Source organism: Bacillus cereus group sp. BfR-BA-01355 (genome assembly GCF_022663675.1).
Taxonomy (GTDB): Bacteria; Bacillota; Bacilli; order Bacillales; family Bacillaceae_G; genus Bacillus_A; species Bacillus_A thuringiensis_S.
This window is the reverse complement of sequence record NZ_JAKUFY010000096.1, coordinates 1-21,051: the sequence shown is the minus strand read 5'-3', so window position 1 is coordinate 21,051 and position 21,051 is coordinate 1. Positions and strand designations below refer to the sequence as shown.

Sequence of the window (21,051 nt, the reverse complement as noted above, 5' to 3'; positions counted from 1 at the left end):
TTAATTGGGGAAGCGTACATACTTGGATGGATTGGAATGTTAGTTGTTATCATACCACTATTAATTATGTTTGTATTTAAAGAATTAGGAAAGCAAAACCCATATTGGGGAATACTAGAGCCTTTACTTCTGTACGGAAGTTTATATGTATTAATGAGATGGTCTTTAAAAAATGAAGAGCAAAAAACTGTAAACTAGTTTGTTACTAATATTGAGCGAACGGAATATTTTATTGAGAGGAGAACAAATATGCAAAGTATATTTCTAGGTATATTGTCTATTGTATTTTTAGGTTTAACGATTTTCGGGCTATATACTACCTTTTCGAAAAAGGTACATGATGACTATTTCGATACTTTACTAGATGACACATCAGGTTATATTTTGTTCTTCGGTTTAATTGGAAAAGGGCTGCTCTGGATATGCAAAAAATTATTTCCAAAGAAATATTATATAGGGATTTTTAGAGGGATTACATTTACATTTAGTTGTCTATTTTTATTTCTAGCAGCCGGGATTTTGTTTGTTGATTGGAACAAGTTGTTTTAAACAGTAACATGAGGGTTACTGTTTTTTTCTTTGTAGTAAAGAGCTTTGTAAAGAGAGCGCTTTTTGTTCTGTTGTTAATAAGGAGTGAATATGAACGTTTTCTGGACGAGGGACTATCGGATACATAAGATTTGTTGGAGAAGGGTGGTGCTCCGAGCCGGTTGGAGAATGAGGATCTGCATGAGTAAGTTTTCCATGAATACGTCTTGTAAATAAAATATGACCGATTTCGTGAGCGAGCGTATATATATTTTTCATAGGGGCAGCCGAATTTGTTAAAACGATATAGCCAGTAAGTTGCTGTTGTTTTGCTAAAGAATAAGCGCAGGCAATTACTGCTGTTTCTTTGAAATAATCACTGCCAATATAACAAATATAAAGGTCGCATTCAGGAGCTTCATTTACACATGTTTGGAAAAAGGATGCCAACTTTTCTTGACTTTGAATGGAATTTTTATAACTGATTTCACGGTCAAAAAAACGGAAAAGTTCATTTAATACAATTACTTCTTGAATTTGAAATGTAATGGGGTGCCAAATTGATTCTGCAACAGCTAAATCTTTTGCGATGCGGTCATCAGAAATATCGGCGCCGGGAGTAATGCAAATACATATATTGACGTATGGATCCATAAGGAACACCTCAAATGAAAAAAGTTCTTCCTATAATATATGTGGGGAAAAGATGTCATGTATGGATAAACGCCTTCTTTATTGAATATATAGATGACAAGTCGAAAAAATTTCATAGTTCTATAACATGGTATGGTCGTCTTTTTGATATAGTAAAGGAAAGGGGGAGAATATATGTATACATTAAAAATCGTTTCAGACAGAGAAGCACTTTATCAATTTGCGAGTTATGTAAGAGTTGTACAAGGGGTTGAAGATGTATATGTAGAGGTGGGAGAACCTTTATATGAACATCCTTTAATGAAGTTTTATGTACATATTAAGCTGAAAGAAACATATGAGCAGCATAAAGCGTTACAGGAAATAGCAAGATTAGTAGAATTGGGTCGTTTTACATATGTCCATTATCGTAATGATGAAATTGAGGAAGCTTTTGAAGCTGTAAAATATGAAAGTTTTAAGAAATAAAGATGAAAAAACGGAGGCGAAAGCTTCCTTTTTTTCTTTAAAATTACATGAACAAAAAGAGAGAAATTTTGTTATGATAAGGGAGGTTAGGGAAAGGGGAATTTACATATGGGGTATATTGAAGAGTTACGAAAAGTCGTTGGTACAAGACCGCTTATTCTCGTAGGATCAGCAATCATTATATTAAATGATAAACAAGAAGTATTGCTTCAATATCGTTCAGATACATATGATTGGGGTGTACCTGGCGGGGCGATGGAACTAGGTGAAACGACAGAAGAAACGGCACGTAGAGAGTTATTTGAGGAAACGGGGTTAACTGCAAAAATAATGCAATTTCTTGGTGTTCTATCAGGAAAAGAAGTATATTTCCGTTATCCGAATGGCGATGAAATTTTCAATGTCATTCATCTGTATCAGGCACATCATGTGAGCGGGGAATTAAAGCTCGATCATGAAGGGTTGAAACTTCAATATTTTCCAGTAGATAAGTTGCCAAAATTGAATGAAACGACAGAGAAAATTTTGCAAAAGTTTTTATATGCACTGACAGAATAGAAGGTTAATTCCTTCTATTTTTATTATATGAAATATTTTGATTTTTTAGTATGTTTATAGTATGATAGTTATAGATATACATCTTATGGAATTTCACCTAAAAACTTACTAGGGTACATAAGAGAGGGGCAAGTACAAAATGCATAATGTTGTTATTACAGCTGCAGTTCGTTCGCCAATTGGAACTTTTGGAGGAGCGCTAAAAAATGTAACGCCAGTAGAATTAGCTGTTCCTGTACTTCAGGAAGCTGTAAAACGAGGCGGGGTAGAACCACATGAAGTTGATGAAGTAATTTTAGGTCATTGTATTCAAAGAACTGATGAAGCAAATACGGCGAGAACAGCTGCATTAGCGGCAGGATTTCCTGACACAGTTACGGGATATACAATCCAACGTCAATGTTCTTCAGGTATGCAAGCAATTATGTCAGCTGCAATGCAAATCCAATTAGGTGTAAGTGATGTTGTTGTTGCAGGTGGAGTAGAAGCGATGAGTTCGAGCCCTTATGCATTGAAACAGCACCGCTGGGGACAACGTCTACAGCACGGAGAAATTCGTGATACGGTGTGGGAAGTGTTAGAAGATCCGATTCACCATATTATGATGGGTGAAACAGCGGAAAATTTAGTTGAACAATATGAAATTACAAGAGAGGAACAAGATGAAGTTGCTCTTCGCAGTCATACATTGGCACTAAAGGCAATCGAGTCTGGACACTTTGACGATCAAATTGTTCCTATTACAATAAAAGAACGTAGAAAAGAAGTAGTATTTTCGAAGGATGAGCATCCACGTGCAGATATTACAGCGGAAAAATTAGCAGGGTTAAAACCAGCATTCCGTAAAGATGGGTCTGTAACTGCAGGTAATGCATCTGGCCTGAATGACGGAAGTGCAGTTCTAGTATTAATGAGCGAAGAAAAAGCAAAAGAAAAAGGCTTACAACCGTTAGCTAGAATTGTTGGATATTCAGTAGCTGGAGTAGACCCGAAAATTATGGGTATTGGACCAGCACCAGCAATCCGAAAAGGATTAGAGAAAGTAGATTGGTCATTAGAAGATGCAGATTTACTGGAAATTAATGAAGCTTTCGCGGCTCAATATTTAGCTGTAGAGAAAGAGTTAGGCTTAGACCGTGAAAAAGTGAACGTAAACGGTAGTGGCGTAGGACTTGGGCATCCAATTGGTTGTACAGGGGCTCGTATTACAGTAAGTTTAATTCACGAATTAAAAAGACGTGGTTTAGAAAAAGGAATTGCCTCTTTATGCGTTGGTGGCGGTATCGGGGTTGCCTTATTTATAGAAGCACTATAAAAAAGAAGCAGCTATTGCTGCTTCTTTTTTTATGACTCAAATAGATGATGGAATAATCGATCGCGATTTTCAAAGAAAAGTTTCGTCGTTTGATAATGCTCGGTTTCTTCTAATGTGGATTCGTGAATCCCCTCTTGTGTTAAAGAGTATATAGTAGATTCAGGGTAAGCCATTAAAATAGGAGAATGCGTCGCAATAACAAATTGTGAACCTTGTTCAGCTAGTTCGTGCATTCGAATGAGCATGGAAAGTTGTCTCATCGGTGATAGAGCTGCCTCAGGCTCATCTAAAATGTATAAACCTTGTCCTGAAAAACGATTCATAAATAAGGAAAAGAATGATTCACCGTGTGATTGTTCGTGTAGTGAAACGCCGCCGTAAGATTTTATAGCATCTATTTCATCAATATAAGAAGCAACGTTATAAAATGATTCAGCGCGAAGAAAGAAACCGTCGTTTGGTGTATTGAAACTTTTTGAAATTCGAAGGTATTCATGTAAAGATGAATGTGAATCGTTTGTGCTAAAGCGGAAATTCTTCGTTCCACCTTCTGCATTAAAACCTAACGCAATTGCAATTCCTTCAAGTAATGTTGATTTACCCGTTCCGTTTTCTCCAATAATGAATGTTACATTTGGATGGAAAGCTAGTGATTGTAATGTTCGGATAGCGGGTAAGCAGTAAGGATATGCGGAAAAACTAGGGATATTTTCTTTTTTTAATGTGACATTTTGTAAAAAGGGTACGTCAATCAATATATAAACCTCAATTCATAACGGATTTTGAATCTAAAAAGGCAGCAAATACAAGTGTTAATAACACCTGAATCCCTTCTTGTTTTCTGAATATTTATGTGGATTATATCATTTAAACTATCATATTCCAATGTGAAAATAAATATTGCATGAAGTTCCATTCTCTCGTTATGATAGATGGTATTCTATTGAAAATGTGAGAAGGAGTTAAAGTATGCCGTTTACATTTGCACATCCAGTAGCAGTTCTCCCTTTTACGAAAAAGCATTCTAAACATATTTCAGTAACGGCTCTTATATTAGGTAGTATGTCGCCTGACTTTGAATATTTCTTACACTTTAGACCGTATGGTGTAATTGGGCATACGTGGCTGGGGTTCTTATATTTAAATTTACCACTTGTCTTCTTATTAGCATACATATATCATTACATTTTAAAAAAGTCTTTTATAACACATTTACCTAAGCCATTTGCTGGCTACTATACATATGCAGTAGACAAGGGGTGGGGTCTTCATACATGGAAGGATCTTTTTGTATTTTGTTATTCAGCATTATTCGGTATGTTAACGCATGTTGTTTGGGATGCATTCACTCATAAGACAGGCTATTTTGTTATGAAAATACCATTATTGCAAAGAGAATGGTACGGTATCTCTGTTTATAAATATATGCAACATGGAAGTACATGTATTGGTTTTCTATTATTAGCATACGTTTTATGGAAGCATAGAAATGAAATGGGTAAAGACTTTATTTTAGCTTCGGAAAAAAGAAAGTATTGGATTTCAGTAATTGTTGTGGCAACTATTATATTTATCGTGTATGTGTTCCTAGATCCCTATTTTCATATTTTCCAAATTGGAGGTATAATAGTATCTGGACTGACAAGTTCATTTTGTGGACTTTTCATTGTTTCTATAGTTTACAAAGCAAGGGACTAATTTTATATTCATGAATGATAGCGTTAGGAGAAATGAAATGATGAAAGCATGGAAAAGTATTTTTGTTTTATGTAGTTTTCTTCTTATGTTAAGTGGTTGCTTCCATCAAGAAGAAAAGAAAGCTGAACCGAAGAAGAAAGAATCTATTCCTGAAACAAAGGAATATGGTGGGCGTGAGCTGAAAAAAGTAGGACAAAAAGTGAAAGAAACAGGCTGGGGTACTTTCATGTTAGAGCAGATGCATTCTGTGAATCAAACATTTGAAGTAGCGCCAATGAAAATTCACGTACAAGATGTGAAAGTAATCTCTTTATCACAGATGAGTGAAAAGGCAAAAAATACATTGAAAGTATACACGGCACTAACTCCTGAAGAAGTAAAACGTAGATTAGGGGATAAAGTAAGCCAAGAAGATGCAGAATTATATGCATCGCTAAGTGGAACAGAGATTAGTAATACAATTCGTTACGTTGAGATTACATATAAAGTGGAGAATAGCGGAAATAAAAATATGCAATTTTTCTCTATGAATGATGTTATAATTAATGGTAAGCAACATTTTAAAGTAGCGACTCAAAACTTTTTATATGACGAAGATACGTTAGTTGGTACAAAAAATGTATCAAGAGAAGACTATAAGCCTGGTGAAACAAGAGATGGGATTATTGGTTTAATACTTGACGATGGAAAAGACAAGGTAAAGGATATTCAGTTTATAACTGATGATTTACTTGCAGGAGATTCAGAAACACAAGATGTTGTAAAAGAGCCACAAACGTTTAATATCTCACTTTCGGAGTAATGTGTTTTTAAAATAATGTAAGACAAAACAGTCAGCACTCAAAAGATTATGCTGACTGTTTTTTTATTTCTTTTATGTATGAATCTACATTTTGAAAAGGTACCTTAATTTTAAACGCATCTTTTTGTTTATTAAATTGCTTTTCATTATAGGGACCGAAACGTTTATTGTGCTTTACGTCAATAATCCAATAATGTTCACTTTTTTTATTTGCAATTGCTGCGTCAGGGTTATTTGGATCTGATTTTTCCTCAGTTTGTTTTGCAATAATGTATTTATCATCCCAAGCAATGTCTGTAATTTTTGCAGGGATGTATTGTGTGGCATATACAGCATCTTGCGAGGGGAAAAGTTCAAATGCATTTCCAGAAGTACGTATGAGCTCGTATTCATCGTTAACCGTATAAGTTAAGTGACTTGTGTTTCCTGTACAACCAGTTAATAGGAAGGCGACGAATAGGATTATCCATTTTTTCAATATGGGAACCTCCTTTATAATGCTATTGTAACAAATTGTACAAGAAAAGTAAGAGAAACGCTAGTTTACAATGTTTTTTAGAAGTGGTACGATGAGACGGGTAAAGAAGGATATGAAGGAGTCGACATAAAATGAAGTTAAAGATGCATCGTCCAGCGCTTGTAATGAATCGCATAGGTGCTTCCCTAATTGACATGTTTTTAATCTCGGTTATGTATGGTGCAGTAGTAGCTATTATGACCGGAAACTATAGTGCTATGTTTAAGCGCTTTAATATAAGTTTAGGTGATTTTAGATATGATTTCGCAGTAGTTTTCATATTAATGGCGATATATTTTATTGTGTTACCCTTTATTTGGAACGGTGTTACACTTGGCAAAAAGGTAACGAGAATAAAATTAATTTCATTGAAGAGTGAAAAGCTAACGTTGCAAACATTAATTATAAGATTTTTTGTATTGTTATTGCCGAACGTATTGCTATTAGGAATTCCATTAATATGTAACGTATATATGATGTTGTTCCGCAAAGACAATTGCGGTTTTCAGGACTTAATTACAAAGACGAAAGTAATAAGTCTTGTATAATGAAAAAAGACCTTTTTATACATAAAATAAGAAGGTCTTTTTTGTTATACTACAATTTATGTAATAATATCATTTTGGGTTTTAATAGATTGAAAATTAAGAAAATGTTATAATGATTAAAATAATATCTTTATATAATAAGGGGGAAATTGAAATGACTGGAGGTAGTGTAATCTTTTGGGGGATTTTAATTTTCATCGGTTTAGTTTTCGATCAGCGTAATAGTAGGGAAAAAGAAGGAGTAAAAAAGTAATCGCTTACAAATGAATGAGCAATTTTTCTTGCTTGCAGATTAATCTTATAAAGGAGTATACTGAATGACGGTAAGACTTATAGAAGGGGTAATGAAAATGAAGCTTGCAGGAAAAGTTGCTATCGTAACTGGCGGTGGCATCGGTATTGGACGTAATACAGCTCTTTTGTTGCTAAACAAGGCGCAAAAGTTATTGTGACGGACATTGATCAAGAGAGTGGACAAGCAACAGTGGAGGAAATTATGAATCTAGGCGGAGAGGCACTTTTTGTATCCTATGATATGGGAAAGCAAGGAGATTGGCAACGCGTTATTAGCATTACTTTGAATGCATTCAGTCGCATTGATATGCTTTTTCAAAATGGTGGTTTATATAAAATAGATTCTATTTTTTCTCGCCAACAAGAGAACGATTCCAATGTACTTTGTATTAATGACGTTTGGATAGAGATAAAACAATTAACGTCATCTTTTATGAAACAGCAAGAAGAAGTGGTGCTTAGTGATTTACCGATTTTCGGTATTATTAGCACGAAAGGACAATCATTTCATACAGTAGAAGCCCTAGTATAATAATGAAAACCGCCCTCAATATATGTGGACGGTTTTTTTGTATGTTATATAGAAGGAAATTTCTTTAGCGAATACGTTGTTCTGTTTGGCTGTCAAAGAAATGCGCTTTATTTAAATCAAATGCCAATTTAATTTGATCTCCAGGTGAGAATATATGTCGTGCATCAACACGTGCTGCAAAATCTTGATTTCCAAGTTTCATATATAAAATAGATTCAGCACCTAACAATTCAGCAACTTCAATTTTTGTTGTGAAAGTAGTAGATTGTGAAGCTTCTAAAAATAGTAGTTCATCATGAATGTCCTCCGGGCGAATACCTAAAACAATTTCCTTATTTACATAGCCTTGTTCACGTAGCATCTTCATTTTTCCTTCAGATACTTTGATTTTTATGGTATTGTCTATAACGAAATCGGTTTCAGTCAATTTACCACGAAAGAAGTTCATCGCTGGTGACCCGATAAATCCACCCACGAAAATGTTTTCTGGTGTTTCATATACTTCTTTTGGAGTTCCAATTTGTTGAATCTTTCCATCCTTCATAACGACAAGACGCGAAGCCATAGTCATTGCTTCTGTTTGGTCATGTGTTACATAAATTGTTGTTGTTCCAAGGCGATGATGTAGCTTAGAAATTTCTGAGCGCATTGCAACACGGAGTTTAGCATCTAAGTTTGATAATGGTTCATCCATTAAGAAAACTTTTGCATCTCGAACGATTGCTCTACCTAACGCAACACGTTGGCGTTGTCCACCTGATAATGCTTTCGGTTTTCTATCTAAATATTGTTCAAGCCCTAAAATTTTTGCTGCATCTTTCACACGACGATCGATTTCATCTTTTGGTATTTTTCGAAGTTTTAATCCAAATGCCATATTATCATATACACTCATATGTGGATAAAGAGCGTAGTTTTGGAAGACCATTGCGATATCTCGATCTTTTGGAGGAACATCATTCATTAGTTTACCATCAATTGAAAACTCGCCTTTTGAAATATCTTCGAGTCCAGCTACCATTCGTAATGTTGTAGATTTTCCGCATCCAGAAGGACCGACAAATACGATAAATTCTTTATCTTGAATGTGTAAATTAAAATCGGTTACAGCTGTTACGTTATTATCATATATCTTATAAATATTTTCTAATTTAAGTTCTGCCATGGTATTTCCCCCTAGAAATAATTATGCAAACGTTTTCTTTGAGTTCATTATAAACGAATAGATTCAAAAAATAAATAAAAAAATAAAACGTTTTCATTTATTGAAGAGTTATTAGTAATTTTCGTATGTTTTCTTAGAAAAAGAACAATAAAAATTGTAAGCGCTATTTTAAATTGAGATAGAATCTGTTATCATTCATTAATGAAAACGTTTGCGCCTTAAAAAAGAGAAAAATAAATTATGAATGAAATGGGGTAGCATAATGGAAAAACAATGGTGGAAAGAAAGCGTAGTATATCAAATTTATCCTCGTAGCTTTATGGATAGTAACGGTGATGGTATAGGAGATCTTCAAGGGATTATTTCAAAGCTAGATTATTTAAAAGAGTTAGGGATTGATGTGATTTGGTTATCACCAGTCTATGAATCTCCAAATGATGATAATGGTTATGATATAAGCGATTATTGTAAGATTATGAACGAGTTCGGAACAATGGAAGATTGGGATGAGCTATTACATGAAATGCATGAACGTAATATGAAATTGATGATGGATTTAGTTGTTAATCATACATCTGATGAACATAAGTGGTTTATTGAATCACGTAAATCAAAAGATAATAAATATAGAGATTACTATATATGGCGTCCTGGAAAAGAAGGGAAAGAACCGAACAACTGGGGAGCTGCTTTTAGTGGGTCTGCATGGAAGTACGATGAAATGACGGATGAATATTATTTACATCTGTTTTCTAAAAAACAGCCGGATTTAAACTGGGATAATGAAAAGGTAAGACAAGATGTTTATGAGATGATGAAGTTTTGGTTAGAAAAAGGAATTGATGGATTCCGCATGGATGTGATCAATTTTATTTCTAAAGAAGAAGGATTACCAACTGTTGAAACAGATGAAGATGGCTATGTTTCAGGTCATAAACATTTTATGAACGGTCCAAACATTCATAAATATTTGCATGAAATGAATGAGGAAGTATTATCGCATTATGATATTATGACGGTTGGTGAGATGCCAGGTGTAACGACAGAAGAAGCCAAATTGTATACTGGAGAAGAACGAAAAGAGTTGCAAATGGTATTCCAATTTGAACATATGGATTTAGATTCAGGAGAAGGTGGAAAGTGGGATGTAAAACCATGCTCACTTCTTACTTTAAAAGAGAATTTGACAAAGTGGCAAAAAGCATTAGAGCATACCGGATGGAATAGCCTTTATTGGAATAACCATGATCAGCCTCGCGTTGTATCTCGTTTTGGTAACGATGGAATGTATCGCATTGAATCAGCAAAAATGTTAGCGACAGTTCTTCATATGATGAAGGGAACGCCATATATTTATCAAGGTGAAGAAATCGGAATGACGAACGTTCGATTCCAATCAATTGATGAATATCGAGATATTGAAACGTTAAATATGTATAAAGAAAAAGTGATAGACCATGGTGAAGATATAGAAAAAGTAATGGAGTCTATTTATATAAAGGGTCGTGATAATGCTAGAACTCCGATGCAGTGGGATGATCAGAATCACGCTGGATTTACAACAGGTGAACCTTGGATTACTGTAAATCCTAACTATAAAGAGATTAATGTGAAACAAGCAATCCAAGATGAAGGTTCAATTTTTTATTACTATAAGAAATTAATTGAGCTACGCAAAAATAATGAAATAGTTGTATATGGATCATATGATTTAATATTAGAGAATAATCCTTCTGTTTTTGCTTATGTAAGAACATATGGAGACGAAAAACTACTTGTTATTGCAAACTTTACTGCGGATGAAAGTGTATTTGAAATGCCTGAGGATATTAGTTATAGTGAATCAGAATTATTTATACACAATTACGATGTAGAAATCGGATCGATAGATAACATTACATTACGTCCGTATGAAGCGATAGTATTCAAATTGAAATAAGAAAAATCCTTATGCCACCTTGGCATAAGGATTTTTTGGATTACCATTTTAATATGGAGAATCCATATGGAGGAAGTGTAACTTGTAATACACTTGCTTCCGCTGAAAATTCTTCATTTGTATAAATGTTAATTATTTTCTTACCAGTAACATGAAGAGGGAGTGGAACTGTAACTTCACTATTAGTAGGGTTTAAAACGAAAAAGATAGTTTCATCCTCATATGTTTTCGTATAAGAAATATAATTATGTTCATCATTTGCTTCGATGAATTGAAAAGTACCATGTCCTCCAAAAGCTTCATGTTGTTTTCGTAATGAAATCAATGTTTGTATATGTGTAAATAATGCATGATCTTGTTCTTTAGTATCCCAAATCATACATTTACGGCAATCGGGGTCCATACCACCATCCATGCCGATTTCATCTCCGTAATAAATGCATGGAGAACCGATGAAAGAAAGATGGAATACATAGAGCAATTTCAACTTATTTTTATCTCCGTTGCATGTTGTTAAAATTCTTGGAGTATCATGGCTATCTAATAAATGAAAGGCTGCTTCATTTACATTCATAGAGTAGGAATGTAGAGATTCTGTAATTTGCTTCATGAACTCACTTGCTTTAATGGAATCGTTAGCAAAGTAAGAAAGTAGAGCGTTTGTAACAGGGTAGCTCATGACAGCATCAAATTGATCGCCTTGTAGCCATGGAAGGGCATCGTGCCAAATTTCTCCCAAAATATATACTTCAGGATTTAATGTCTTTATTTCAGTTCGGAATTCTCTCCAAAAATTGTGATCGACTTCATTTGCGACATCAAGGCGCCAGCCATCTATATTAAATTCTCGTACCCAATAACGTCCTACTTCAAGTAAGTATTCTTTTACATCTGGATGAGCTGTATTTAATTTAGGCATATACGGTGTAAAGGCGAAAGTATCATAATTAGGAAGTGGCTCGGTTATAATTGGGAATTCATGAATGTGGAACCACTCTTTATATGCGGACTTCTCACCGTTCTCTAGTACGTCTTGAAATTTCTCGAAAAAGTATCCACTATGATTAAACACAGCATCGAGCATTACTTTTATACCGTGCTTATGACATTCTTCAACGAGCTCTTTGAAAGTTTCTTTCGTCCCAAATTGTGGATCAATTTCCATATAGTCAATTGTGTCATATTTATGGTTTGAATGAGCTTTGAAAATAGGTGTGAAATATATTCCGGAAATGCCAAGCTTAACAAGGTAATCAAGGTTTTGAATAACACCAGCAAAATCTCCACCGAAAAAATTAGTTGGAGTTGGATTCGTACTTCCCCAGGGAAGAGTGTTTTCTGGATTCAGCGTACTATCGCCATTAGCGAATCGTTCAGGGAAAATCTGATACCAAATGGTGTCTTTAATCCAAGATGGTGCTTTGAATACATCATCTGCATGAATAAATGGAAAACAGAAAAAGTTACCAACATCATCATTTGGAATGTTAGAAAAGAATCCTCGCTCTGTATAAATAAGAGTGTCTGTTTCAGATTTTAATTCAAACCCATAACGTAAGCGCTTAAATTTGGGTTCGATTGAAATGGACCAATAATCAAATAATGCAGTAGAACCCGTTTTTTTCATGGGTGTACTTGATGATATCCATTTCCCGTCTTTCCATTCGTAAGGATCACCGTAAATAAGATCGGCGCTTTGAATATCATCTCTCTTAGTACGTACTCGGATGTGAATTGTTTGTTCATCATAAGCGTATGCATAATTATCTTTCGGCCTATGATAAATGGCTTCTTTAAACATATAGAAAATCCCCCTTCAATATCTCTATACATAGTATTCCCTTAAGTGTAATAATAAAGCCTATATTGCAAACGATTGCCTTTCTCGTAGATTTAATATTGCTTATAAGAGTAGTATTCATTTCATATAAAGTCAATGTATAAAGAGTATAATGACATAATTTTTAAATTAATATTTGCAAAATGAATAAAAGAATGTATAATGATAGACAAATAACGCAAACGTTTTCATAGACTTGAGATATTGTTTGCGCTTCAATTAAACTATTAAATGCAAACGTTTTCAGTTACTGAGGTACATAGACAATTTAGGGAGGTTTTTGGGATGAAGAAAGCATTATCATTATTAACGGTTTCAGCATTATCTATTGGTATGTTATCTGCATGTGGACCGAAAGATTCAGGGAAAAAAGAGGAAAGTAAAGCGAAAAAAGACTATGACCTTCTTGTTTGGGAAGATGAGAAAAAAGGTGTGGGTCTAGAGCCAGCGGTGAAAAGTTTTGAAAAGAAATATAATGTGAAAGTAAAAGTTGAAGAGGTTCAGATGACGAAACAAATAGAAAAACTTCGTCTCGACGGTCCAGCTGGCACAGGGCCAGATGTTGTAACATTGCCACATGATCATATTGGTAATGCGGTAACAGAAGGGCTACTTTCAGAAGTGAAAGTAGATGATACAGTAAAAAGTAAATTTACAGATTTATCAATAGAAGCACAAACATATAACGGAAAAATATACGGTTTACCAAAAGCGATTGAAACACCAATCTTTATTTATAATAAAAAAATGATGCAAAAAGCACCCGAAACGATGGATGAACTGTTTAACTTCTCAAAAGACTTTACGAAAGATGGAAAATACGGATTTTTAGCACTAGGAGATAACTTCTACTTCGCTAATGCATTTATGGCAGGTATGGGTGGTTATGTATTTGGTGAAAAAGATGGAAAGCCAAATGCAAATGATATTGGATTAAATAATAGCGGTGCGGTACAAGGTGCTGAATATATTCAAAAATGGTACAAAGAAAAGTTATTCCCGAAAGGTATTATCGGTGAATCTGGTGGTTCAGCTGCAGATGGATTGTTTAATGAAGGAAAAGCAGCATCTATTATGAATGGTCCATGGGCATTCCAAGCGATGGAAAAGGCTGGAATAGATTATGGTGTTGCTCCAATGCCGAAATTACCAAATGGTCAACCGATGAAAACGTTCGTTGGTGTAAAAGGATGGCATGTAACAAGCTTCTCTAAACAAAATGATTTAGCTACAAAATTTACTGAGTGGGTTACAAATGAAGAAAATGCTAAAATTCGCTTTGAGAAAACGAAAGAAATTCCACCAGTAAAATCAGTAATGGAAGATCCAATCATTAAAGAAAATGAGGCTGCAAAAGCGGTTGCGACGCAATCGGAAAATGGAATTCCAATGCCGAATATTCCAGAAATGCAGGAAGTTTGGAAACCAGCTGGGGATGCGCTTCAATTAGTTGTATCAGATAAAGAAGCACCAAAATCCGCACTTGATAGTGCAGTGAAACAAATTAAAGGTAATATTGAGGCAAATCATAGTAAGAAAAAATAAGGTGAAATTCGTGACTCTAATATGAGGGGCACGAATTCTCTCCCTTCCATGTGGGAAGAAAAAAGGGGGAAGGAACATGCAAACATCTATGGAACCTGCAAAGGGGTTAAACCATTCAAAGCATAGGAAAATGGCAACCGTGTTATCAATCATTCCGGGCATGGGCCAAATATATAATAAACAATTTGTAAAAGGTCTTATTTTTCTAGTATTAACAGGTTCATTTATTGTAGCCTTTGCTGATTTATTAAATATGGGATTATGGGGCATTGTAACGCTCGGTACAGAAGTTCCACGTGACCATTCTGTCTTTCTATTAGTAGAAGGGATCTTGGCACTTATCGTTATCGCGTTTGGGCTCGGCATATATGCATTTAACTTATATGATGCATATCAAAATGGAAAGAAACGTGATATAGGAACACCGTTAAATTCTGTAAAAGAGCAATACCGTAATTTGTTAGATCAAGGCTTTCCTTATTTAATGGTTTCACCAGGTTTTCTACTACTTATCTTTGTTGTCGTATTTCCAATCATCTTCGTAATTTTAATTGGATTTACAAACTATGATTTATATCATTCTCCTCCAGCTAAATTAGTAGATTGGGTGGGTTTTAAAAACTTTATTGATATTTTCACATTACCGATGTGGAGAGATACATTTTTAAGTGTATTTTCTTGGACTGTCATTTGGACATTCGTTGCAACAACATTACAAGTTGCACTTGGTATTTTTTTAGCGATTATCGTAAATCAGCCTGGTATTAAAGGTAAGGCAATTATTCGAACAATCTTTATTTTACCGTGGGCTGTTCCAGCATTCGTATCTATTCTTGTATTTGCTGGTATGTTTAATGAAACATTTGGAGCAATTAATAACCAAGTATTAGCTTTATTCGGGATTGAAAAGATTGCTTGGATGACAGACCCGTTTTGGTCAAAGATTGCTTTAATTATGATTCAAACATGGCTTGGTTTCCCGTTCGTCTTTGCAATGACAACAGGTATATTGCAATCGATTCCAGGAGAATTATATGAAGCGGCTACAGTAGATGGAGCAACTGCTTGGCAACAGTTCCGCAAAATTACATTGCCACTTGTGTTATATGCAACAGCGCCAATATTAATTACGCAATATACGTTTAACTTTAATAATTTTAGTATTATTTATCTATTTAATAACGGAGGACCTGCTGTGTCTGGACAAAATGCAGGTGGAACGGATATTTTAATTTCATGGATCTATAAGTTAACGATGACTTCGGCTCAGTACGGCAAAGCAGCAGCTCTTACAATGATTTTATCGTTAATTGTTATTACAGTTGCGTTATGGCAATTTAAGAGAACAAAATCATTCCAAGAAGAGGATATGATGTAAATGAATATTAAACGACAAAAGATGCTACGTCTTTCATTAAGTTATTTAGTTATCTTCATAATGTGTGCGATTATTTTCTATCCATTACTATGGATAATTGGTTCATCGTTTAATCCAGGGGATAGTTTATCTGGGTCAAGTATTATTCCGAAAAATGCCACATTAGATCATTATCGCAAGCTACTTGATCTCGATTCAAGTAATTACTTACTTTGGTATAAAAATACTTTGAAAGTTAGCGTAATGACGATGATTTTCTCTGTACTAGCCATTAGTTTTACTGCTTATGCATTTTCGAGATATCGTTTTGTTGGAAGAAAGAATGGTTTATTAACATTTTTAATTTTGCAAATGATCCCGAATTTTGCAGCGTTAATCGCACTATATATATTAGCTCAGTTAACAGGATTACTTGATACACATCTTGCATTAATTTTAATTTATGTGGGCGGAGCAATTCCGATGAATACATGGCTTATGAAAGGGTATTTTGATACGATTCCGAAAGAGTTGGATGAATCAGCTCGAATGGATGGAGCAGGGCATTTCCGTATTTTCTGGCAAATCATTATGCCACTTGCAAAGCCAATCGTAGCGGTTGTAGCGTTATTTACTTTCATTGGTCCATTTACAGATTTCATTTTAGCGAGTATTATTTTGCGAACACCAGAAAATTATACTTTGGCAGTTGGATTATATGAAATGGTTGCGAAGAAATTCGGTAATGAATTTACAACGTTTGCAGCGGGTTCTGTGTTAATTGCGATCCCGATTTCAATTTTATTCCTATCACTACAAAAATATTTTGTTTCCGGTTTAACAGCTGGAGGTACGAAAGGATGAAAAATGGGACATTACGTCCCATTTTTCTTTTCATCTCCCTATAAATAACTTTATAGGGAGATGAAAAGAGATTTGACATCACATGCGAAAAGATGTCAAATAAATAGTATATTATAGTATAGGAAAAAATAGCTATATCCCTTACAATACATGAAGAGGGAGAATAGGATTAGTTTTGCAAGATATAAGAAATAAAAGTTTATGACTTGCAATGAGTGCGAGATAAAATATATGAAAAATGGCAGAGAAATGAGAGGAGGGGGATTTTTATGACAGTTACAATTAAAGATGTGGCGAAGCAAGCGAATGTTGCACCATCAACAGTTTCTCGTGTAATTGCTGATAATCCAAGTATAAGTGAAAAGACAAAGCGCCGTGTTAGGAAAGTAATGAGTGAATTAGGGTATCATCCTAATTTAAATGCGAGAAATCTTGCGAACCAAACGACGAAAACACTTGGTCTTGTTATGCCAAGTTCTGCAAGTAAAGCTTTTCAAAATCCATTTTTCCCAGAAGTTATAAGAGGGATTAGTTCATTTGCACACGTAGAAGGTTATGCGCTTTACATGTCGACAGGTGAAACGGAAGAAGAAATTTTTAATGGTGTCGTAAAGATGGTACAGGGACGCCAAATTGGTGGCATTATTCTTTTATATTCAAGAGAGAATGATCGGATTATTCAATATTTACATGAACAAAATTTCCCGTTTGTTTTAATAGGAAAACCATATGATCGAAAAGATGAAATTACATATGTAGATAATGACAATTATACAGCTGCAAGAGAAGTGGCAGAATATTTAATTTCATTAGGGCATAAGCAAATCGCGTTCATTGGTGGTGGTTCAGATTTACTTGTAACGAGAGATCGTTTAGCTGGTATGAGTGATGCCTTGAAATTAGCAGACATTGTATTACCAAAAGAATATATTTTACATTTTGATTTTTCGAGGGAAAGTGGTCAACAAGCGGTTGAGGAATTAATGGGACTGCAGCAACCGCCGACGGCAATTATGGCAACGGATGACTTAATTGGACTTGGTGTGTTAAGTGCTCTTTCTAAAAAAGGATTCGTTGTACCGAAGGATGTTTCTATTGTAAGCTTTAATAATGCTTTATTATCAGAAATTGCGAGCCCTCCACTTTCGACAGTTGATGTGAATATTTATCAGCTGGGATATGAGGGAGCAAAAGCTTTAGTTGATAAAGTAGAGAATGCAGAATCCACTGCAAAGTGTATCATTATTCCTCATAAATTACTAAAACGTCAAACTTGTGATCATTATGCATAAAAAAGCTAAGAGTTTAACTCTTAGCTTTTTTCTTTAGAAAGGCTTCTAATCGGTCGCAGCCTTCTTTTAAAGTTTCAATACTATACGCATAGGACAAGCGAAGGTAGCCTTCACCGTATTCAGAGAATGCTGTTCCAGGAACTACAGCTAGTCCAGCTTCTTTGACAAGATCAAGTGCAAAATCAAATGATGAAGATGTCAAATGACCAACATATGGGAATAAGTAAAATGCACCTGTTGGCTTTTCAACTGTTAATCCCATTTGAGTGAGTCTATTATATACGTAATCACGGCGTTTTTTATATTGGTGGCGCATCATTTTGGGTGCGTCTTTAGCTGCTGTTAATGCTTCAATTGCAGCGTATTGAGCGATTGAAGTAGCACACGTTACATTGTATTGATGAACTTTTAATATGTGTCCAGCTAAATAGCTTGGTGCAAATAAAAGTCCAACACGCCAGCCAGTCATAGAATGTGATTTAGATAAACCGTTAATGACAATTGTCTTTTCACGCATTTCTGGGAAATGAGCGATAGATGTGTGCTTTTGTTCATATACCAGCTCGCTATAAATTTCATCTGAAAGGACGAAAATATTTTTGTCTTTTAAAACATCTACAATATCTTTTAGTTCTTCTGTTGATAAAGTTACACCGGTCGGGTTAGAAGGATACGGTAGTACGATACATCTTGTTTTTTCTGTAATAGCATTTTTAAGCGCTTCAGCTGTTAAACGGAATCCAGTTTTACGAACATCTACAAAAATAGGTGTTGCACCGCATAATCGAATAATAGGTTCGTAACCTGGATAAATAGGAGCAGGTAAAATTACTTCTGTTCCTGGCTCTAAAATCGTTCGAAATGTAACATCAATTGCTTCGCTAGCACCGATTGTAACGATGGTTTCGTTTTCAGGTGAGTAATGTAAATCGTAGTTATCTTTTACGAAGTTACAAGCTGCCTTGCGTAATTCTAGTAAACCAGCGTTATGTGTATAGCTTGTATAGTTTTCTGTAATAGCCCGTTTTGCAGCTTCTTTTACGAGAGAAGGTGTAGGGAAATCGGGTTGTCCGATTGTTAAAGAAATCAAATTATCATAGTTTTGAATCATGTTAGAGAATTGACGGATTCCAGAAATTTGGATGTCCTTCACTCTAGGGTTAATGAATTGTTCCATTGTATCTCCCTTTCTTCCGTTTGAAAATTAAGTTCATTTTATCATATTTTCTATGATCGCGCTTTGTATATGTAATTTAGAAAGAGAGAGAAAAGAGAAAAAAGCCGCTATAAGCGACTTTTTAATATCCGTATTCCCAATCTATTTCATCTTCATTCCAGAGTACAGAGGATACCTTGCCAAGGTGAACAACTGATTCGTTCACAGCACATGTGCAATTTTCATCTCCTGCTTTATGCTGTAATTCTTCATATACTGATTTTTCAACATTTTCTAGAACAACCAAATTTTCTTCTTTTAAAACAAGCGTAGTACCCGCCATATTTATCTTCCTCCTACTAAAGTAATGATCACTTATTTGTAAACATAGATAGTATGGATTATATGCTGTATTTTGCTATAGTTGTCCGTCTAAAAAAGTATTTTTATATTTTCTTTGTAATCCGTATTCATTGTATACTGCACGAAGGAAATTTGGTACAGGGTTTACAATCATTTCGAAAATCTGTAACAATTATGATGAGTTGTTAACAAAGAATTAACAAATATGTTAAGAAAAATCAAAATTTTAAAACAAATACACCTATAAAATGATATAATCATATCAAAATACATATAGGGGATGAGAGGTTATGGAGCTTATCCGTGATTTATTGATTCAAATTGCCATCATAATTTTGCCACTATTTTTATATGAAGCGATTCGTTTAAATCGCTATCAAGAAATGCCTCCGAAGCCAAATCGTTACTTTATTATGTTTTTATCTAGCGTTACGCTCGTTCTCTCCATGACATACTCTATTTGTTTTGGCAATGTGTGTGGGTATAACTTTCACCCCATTCCAATTGTCAGTGGTTTTTTATATGGTGGGATTGTTGGTTTAATCCCAGCGGTTATTTTTGTTGCATATGAATGGTTACTAAAGGGAATGAGCTTTCTTCCAGTTTTAGAAGTAATATTTCTATTGATAGTTCCGCTGTTTTTATCAAAGAAATGGTCTCTTTTTTCAAGGGATAAGAAATTAATTTTAGCATTTATGATTTCATCATTTTATGTGCTTGTTTCTTTAGTATTAGGCATGATTAATGTTCTTTTGGAAACAGGATTTACACCGTATATTTCGCAAATATATAGCGGATTTATATTTGCCTCGCTTATCATGGTCATGACAATGGTATTTCAGGTGTATTTAACTGAATATTTAAACGAAAATGCATTGCTGCGTACAGAGATGCAAAAATCAGAAAAGCTTAATATTGTAAGTGAGTTAGCAGCAAGTGTGGCACATGAAGTTCGAAATCCACTTACTGTTGTTCGTGGATTTATCCAATTGTTAGAAAGTACGGAAGATGTGAAGAATAAGGATTATATGCGCCTCGTATTAGCTGAATTGGATCGGGCGGAACAAATTATTTCAGATTACTTGAATTTAGCAAGGCCGCAAATTGAGAAAAAAGAACACATTTGTTTATCAGCCCAATTAATAGAAATGACCACTCTCATGTCGTCATTTGCAGCGATGCAAGGTGTATATTTACAAGTTGAAATTTCAGAAAGTCTTTATACGATTGGTGATAAGACAAAGTTGAAGCAAGCTATTATGAATGTTGTTAAAAATGGTATTGAAGCAATTCAAGGAAATAAAGGATATTTAAAAGTAACAGCCATTCAAAAAGACGAAACAATCATAATAAGAGTTAAAGATAGTGGTGTTGGTATGACGAAAGAACAGTTAGCAAGGCTGGGGCAACCATATTATTCTTTAAAAGAAAAAGGGACAGGATTAGGGCTTATGGTAACATTTAGTATTTTACAAGCGCATAATGGTACATTGGAATATAAGAGTGAAAGTGGAAAAGGCACTGAAGCAATTATTATATTACCAGCTGTACAAAATAAGGAATAAAAGTTACCGATGGAAGGTAACTTTTTATTTTATACTGCTTATTCATTTGTT

At 34.6% G+C, this 21,051-nt stretch carries 21 protein-coding genes and 2 pseudogenes; 16 read left to right on the top strand and 7 right to left on the bottom strand.

The features are described from left to right. Together MR167_RS24140 and MR167_RS24135 are read left to right on the top strand one after the other, a co-directional pair. A pseudogene (locus MR167_RS24140) lies at positions 1–198 on the top strand (hypothetical protein); the annotation flags it as partial. A 51-nt stretch (positions 199–249) separates the two neighbouring features. Continuing rightward, positions 250–549, top strand: coding sequence for a DNA-binding protein (locus MR167_RS24135; RefSeq protein WP_242315669.1), 300 nt, complete (start codon positions 250–252; stop codon positions 547–549). A gap of 15 nt (positions 550–564) precedes the next feature. Here MR167_RS24135 and MR167_RS24130 read toward each other — a convergent pair whose 3' ends face one another. Continuing rightward, a complete protein-coding gene (locus MR167_RS24130) occupies positions 565–1,182 on the bottom strand; it encodes an ImmA/IrrE family metallo-endopeptidase (protein ID WP_000371606.1) in 618 nt (205 codons plus the stop codon). Positions 1,183–1,356: 174 nt separating this feature from the next. Here MR167_RS24130 and MR167_RS24125 point away from each other — a divergent pair, with 174 nt between their 5' ends. The 3 genes from MR167_RS24125 (at position 1,357) to MR167_RS24115 (ending at position 3,523) form a co-directional block, all read left to right on the top strand. Next, complete coding sequence (locus MR167_RS24125) at positions 1,357–1,650, top strand: DUF3928 family protein (protein WP_000288330.1); 294 nt, start codon at positions 1,357–1,359, stop codon at positions 1,648–1,650. Between the two features lie 108 nt (positions 1,651–1,758). Next, complete coding sequence (locus tag MR167_RS24120) at positions 1,759–2,208, top strand: NUDIX hydrolase (protein ID WP_002005651.1); 450 nt, start codon at positions 1,759–1,761, stop codon at positions 2,206–2,208. A gap of 139 nt (positions 2,209–2,347) precedes the next feature. Beyond that, positions 2,348–3,523 (top strand): acetyl-CoA C-acetyltransferase, encoded by a 1,176-nt coding sequence (locus tag MR167_RS24115; RefSeq protein WP_000552075.1) that lies wholly within the window; start codon positions 2,348–2,350, stop codon positions 3,521–3,523. A gap of 29 nt (positions 3,524–3,552) precedes the next feature. Here MR167_RS24115 and MR167_RS24110 read toward each other — a convergent pair whose 3' ends face one another. Further along, on the bottom strand, positions 3,553–4,278 hold the full coding sequence (locus MR167_RS24110; RefSeq protein ID WP_000568001.1) for an AAA family ATPase: 726 nt from the start codon (positions 4,276–4,278) through the stop codon (positions 3,553–3,555). Positions 4,279–4,492: 214 nt separating this feature from the next. Here MR167_RS24110 and MR167_RS24105 point away from each other — a divergent pair, with 214 nt between their 5' ends. Both MR167_RS24105 and MR167_RS24100 read left to right on the top strand, forming a co-directional pair. Further along, the gene (locus MR167_RS24105) at positions 4,493–5,221 is read left to right on the top strand and encodes a DUF4184 family protein (RefSeq protein WP_001116898.1); all 729 of its coding nucleotides are present in this window, start codon (positions 4,493–4,495) and stop codon (positions 5,219–5,221) included. 37 nt (positions 5,222–5,258) lie between these two features. After that, positions 5,259–6,023, top strand: coding sequence for a hypothetical protein (locus tag MR167_RS24100; RefSeq protein ID WP_000973902.1), 765 nt, complete (start codon positions 5,259–5,261; stop codon positions 6,021–6,023). A 46-nt stretch (positions 6,024–6,069) separates the two neighbouring features. On the opposite strand, the gene MR167_RS24095 is transcribed toward MR167_RS24100, so the two are convergent. After that, positions 6,070–6,501 carry a DUF3997 domain-containing protein gene (locus MR167_RS24095; RefSeq protein WP_000758794.1) on the bottom strand — a complete coding sequence of 144 codons (432 nt, stop codon included), beginning with the start codon at positions 6,499–6,501 and terminating at the stop codon, positions 6,070–6,072. A gap of 131 nt (positions 6,502–6,632) precedes the next feature. Between MR167_RS24095 and MR167_RS24090 the strand changes: the two genes are divergently transcribed. The 3 genes and pseudogenes from MR167_RS24090 (at position 6,633) to MR167_RS24080 (ending at position 7,914) form a co-directional block, all read left to right on the top strand. After that, positions 6,633–7,088, top strand: a complete 456-nt coding sequence (locus MR167_RS24090; RefSeq protein WP_000769078.1) for an RDD family protein — start codon at positions 6,633–6,635, stop codon at positions 7,086–7,088. Between the two features lie 154 nt (positions 7,089–7,242). Further along, the gene (locus MR167_RS24085) at positions 7,243–7,341 is read left to right on the top strand and encodes a flagellar motor protein (RefSeq protein ID WP_242315667.1); all 99 of its coding nucleotides are present in this window, start codon (positions 7,243–7,245) and stop codon (positions 7,339–7,341) included. A 64-nt stretch (positions 7,342–7,405) separates the two neighbouring features. Next, positions 7,406–7,914 (top strand): annotated as a pseudogene (locus MR167_RS24080) (SDR family NAD(P)-dependent oxidoreductase). A gap of 64 nt (positions 7,915–7,978) precedes the next feature. Here the strand turns inward: MR167_RS24080 and MR167_RS24075 are convergent. Then, positions 7,979–9,079, bottom strand: a complete 1,101-nt coding sequence (locus MR167_RS24075) for an ABC transporter ATP-binding protein (RefSeq protein ID WP_000818934.1) — start codon at positions 9,077–9,079, stop codon at positions 7,979–7,981. A gap of 262 nt (positions 9,080–9,341) precedes the next feature. On the opposite strand from MR167_RS24075, the gene malL reads away from it, so the two are divergent. After that, positions 9,342–11,018, top strand: a complete 1,677-nt coding sequence (gene malL / locus MR167_RS24070) for an oligo-1,6-glucosidase (RefSeq protein ID WP_000415168.1) — start codon at positions 9,342–9,344, stop codon at positions 11,016–11,018. 40 nt (positions 11,019–11,058) lie between these two features. Here the strand turns inward: malL and MR167_RS24065 are convergent, their stop codons facing one another. Next, positions 11,059–12,819, bottom strand: a complete 1,761-nt coding sequence (locus MR167_RS24065; RefSeq protein ID WP_242315665.1) for an alpha-glycosidase — start codon at positions 12,817–12,819, stop codon at positions 11,059–11,061. A gap of 324 nt (positions 12,820–13,143) precedes the next feature. Between MR167_RS24065 and MR167_RS24060 the strand changes: the two genes are divergently transcribed. From MR167_RS24060 to malR, 4 genes are all read left to right on the top strand, one after another. Continuing rightward, on the top strand, positions 13,144–14,403 hold the full coding sequence (locus tag MR167_RS24060) for an extracellular solute-binding protein (RefSeq protein ID WP_000709931.1): 1,260 nt from the start codon (positions 13,144–13,146) through the stop codon (positions 14,401–14,403). Positions 14,404–14,479: 76 nt separating this feature from the next. Continuing rightward, positions 14,480–15,781: a maltosaccharide ABC transporter permease MalC gene (malC, locus tag MR167_RS24055; RefSeq protein WP_001194983.1), complete on the top strand. Its 1,302-nt coding sequence runs from the start codon at positions 14,480–14,482 to the stop codon at positions 15,779–15,781. Continuing rightward, on the top strand, positions 15,782–16,624 hold the full coding sequence (gene malD / locus MR167_RS24050; protein ID WP_001022600.1) for a maltosaccharide ABC transporter permease MalD: 843 nt from the start codon (positions 15,782–15,784) through the stop codon (positions 16,622–16,624). It abuts the gene before it with no gap. Positions 16,625–16,893: 269 nt separating this feature from the next. Further along, positions 16,894–17,916, top strand: a complete 1,023-nt coding sequence (gene malR, locus MR167_RS24045; RefSeq protein WP_000219054.1) for a maltose operon transcriptional repressor MalR — start codon at positions 16,894–16,896, stop codon at positions 17,914–17,916. Positions 17,917–17,929: 13 nt separating this feature from the next. Here malR and MR167_RS24040 read toward each other — a convergent pair whose 3' ends face one another. Together MR167_RS24040 and MR167_RS24035 are read right to left on the bottom strand one after the other, a co-directional pair. Beyond that, positions 17,930–19,093, bottom strand: a complete 1,164-nt coding sequence (locus MR167_RS24040) for an aminotransferase A (RefSeq protein ID WP_000434586.1) — start codon at positions 19,091–19,093, stop codon at positions 17,930–17,932. A gap of 121 nt (positions 19,094–19,214) precedes the next feature. Continuing rightward, complete coding sequence (locus tag MR167_RS24035) at positions 19,215–19,415, bottom strand: hypothetical protein (RefSeq protein ID WP_000929277.1); 201 nt, start codon at positions 19,413–19,415, stop codon at positions 19,215–19,217. 310 nt (positions 19,416–19,725) lie between these two features. On the opposite strand from MR167_RS24035, the gene kinB reads away from it, so the two are divergent. Continuing rightward, positions 19,726–21,000 (top strand): sporulation sensor histidine kinase KinB, encoded by a 1,275-nt coding sequence (gene kinB, locus MR167_RS24030; protein ID WP_000420369.1) that lies wholly within the window; start codon positions 19,726–19,728, stop codon positions 20,998–21,000. Positions 21,001–21,051: the final 51 nt, after the last annotated feature.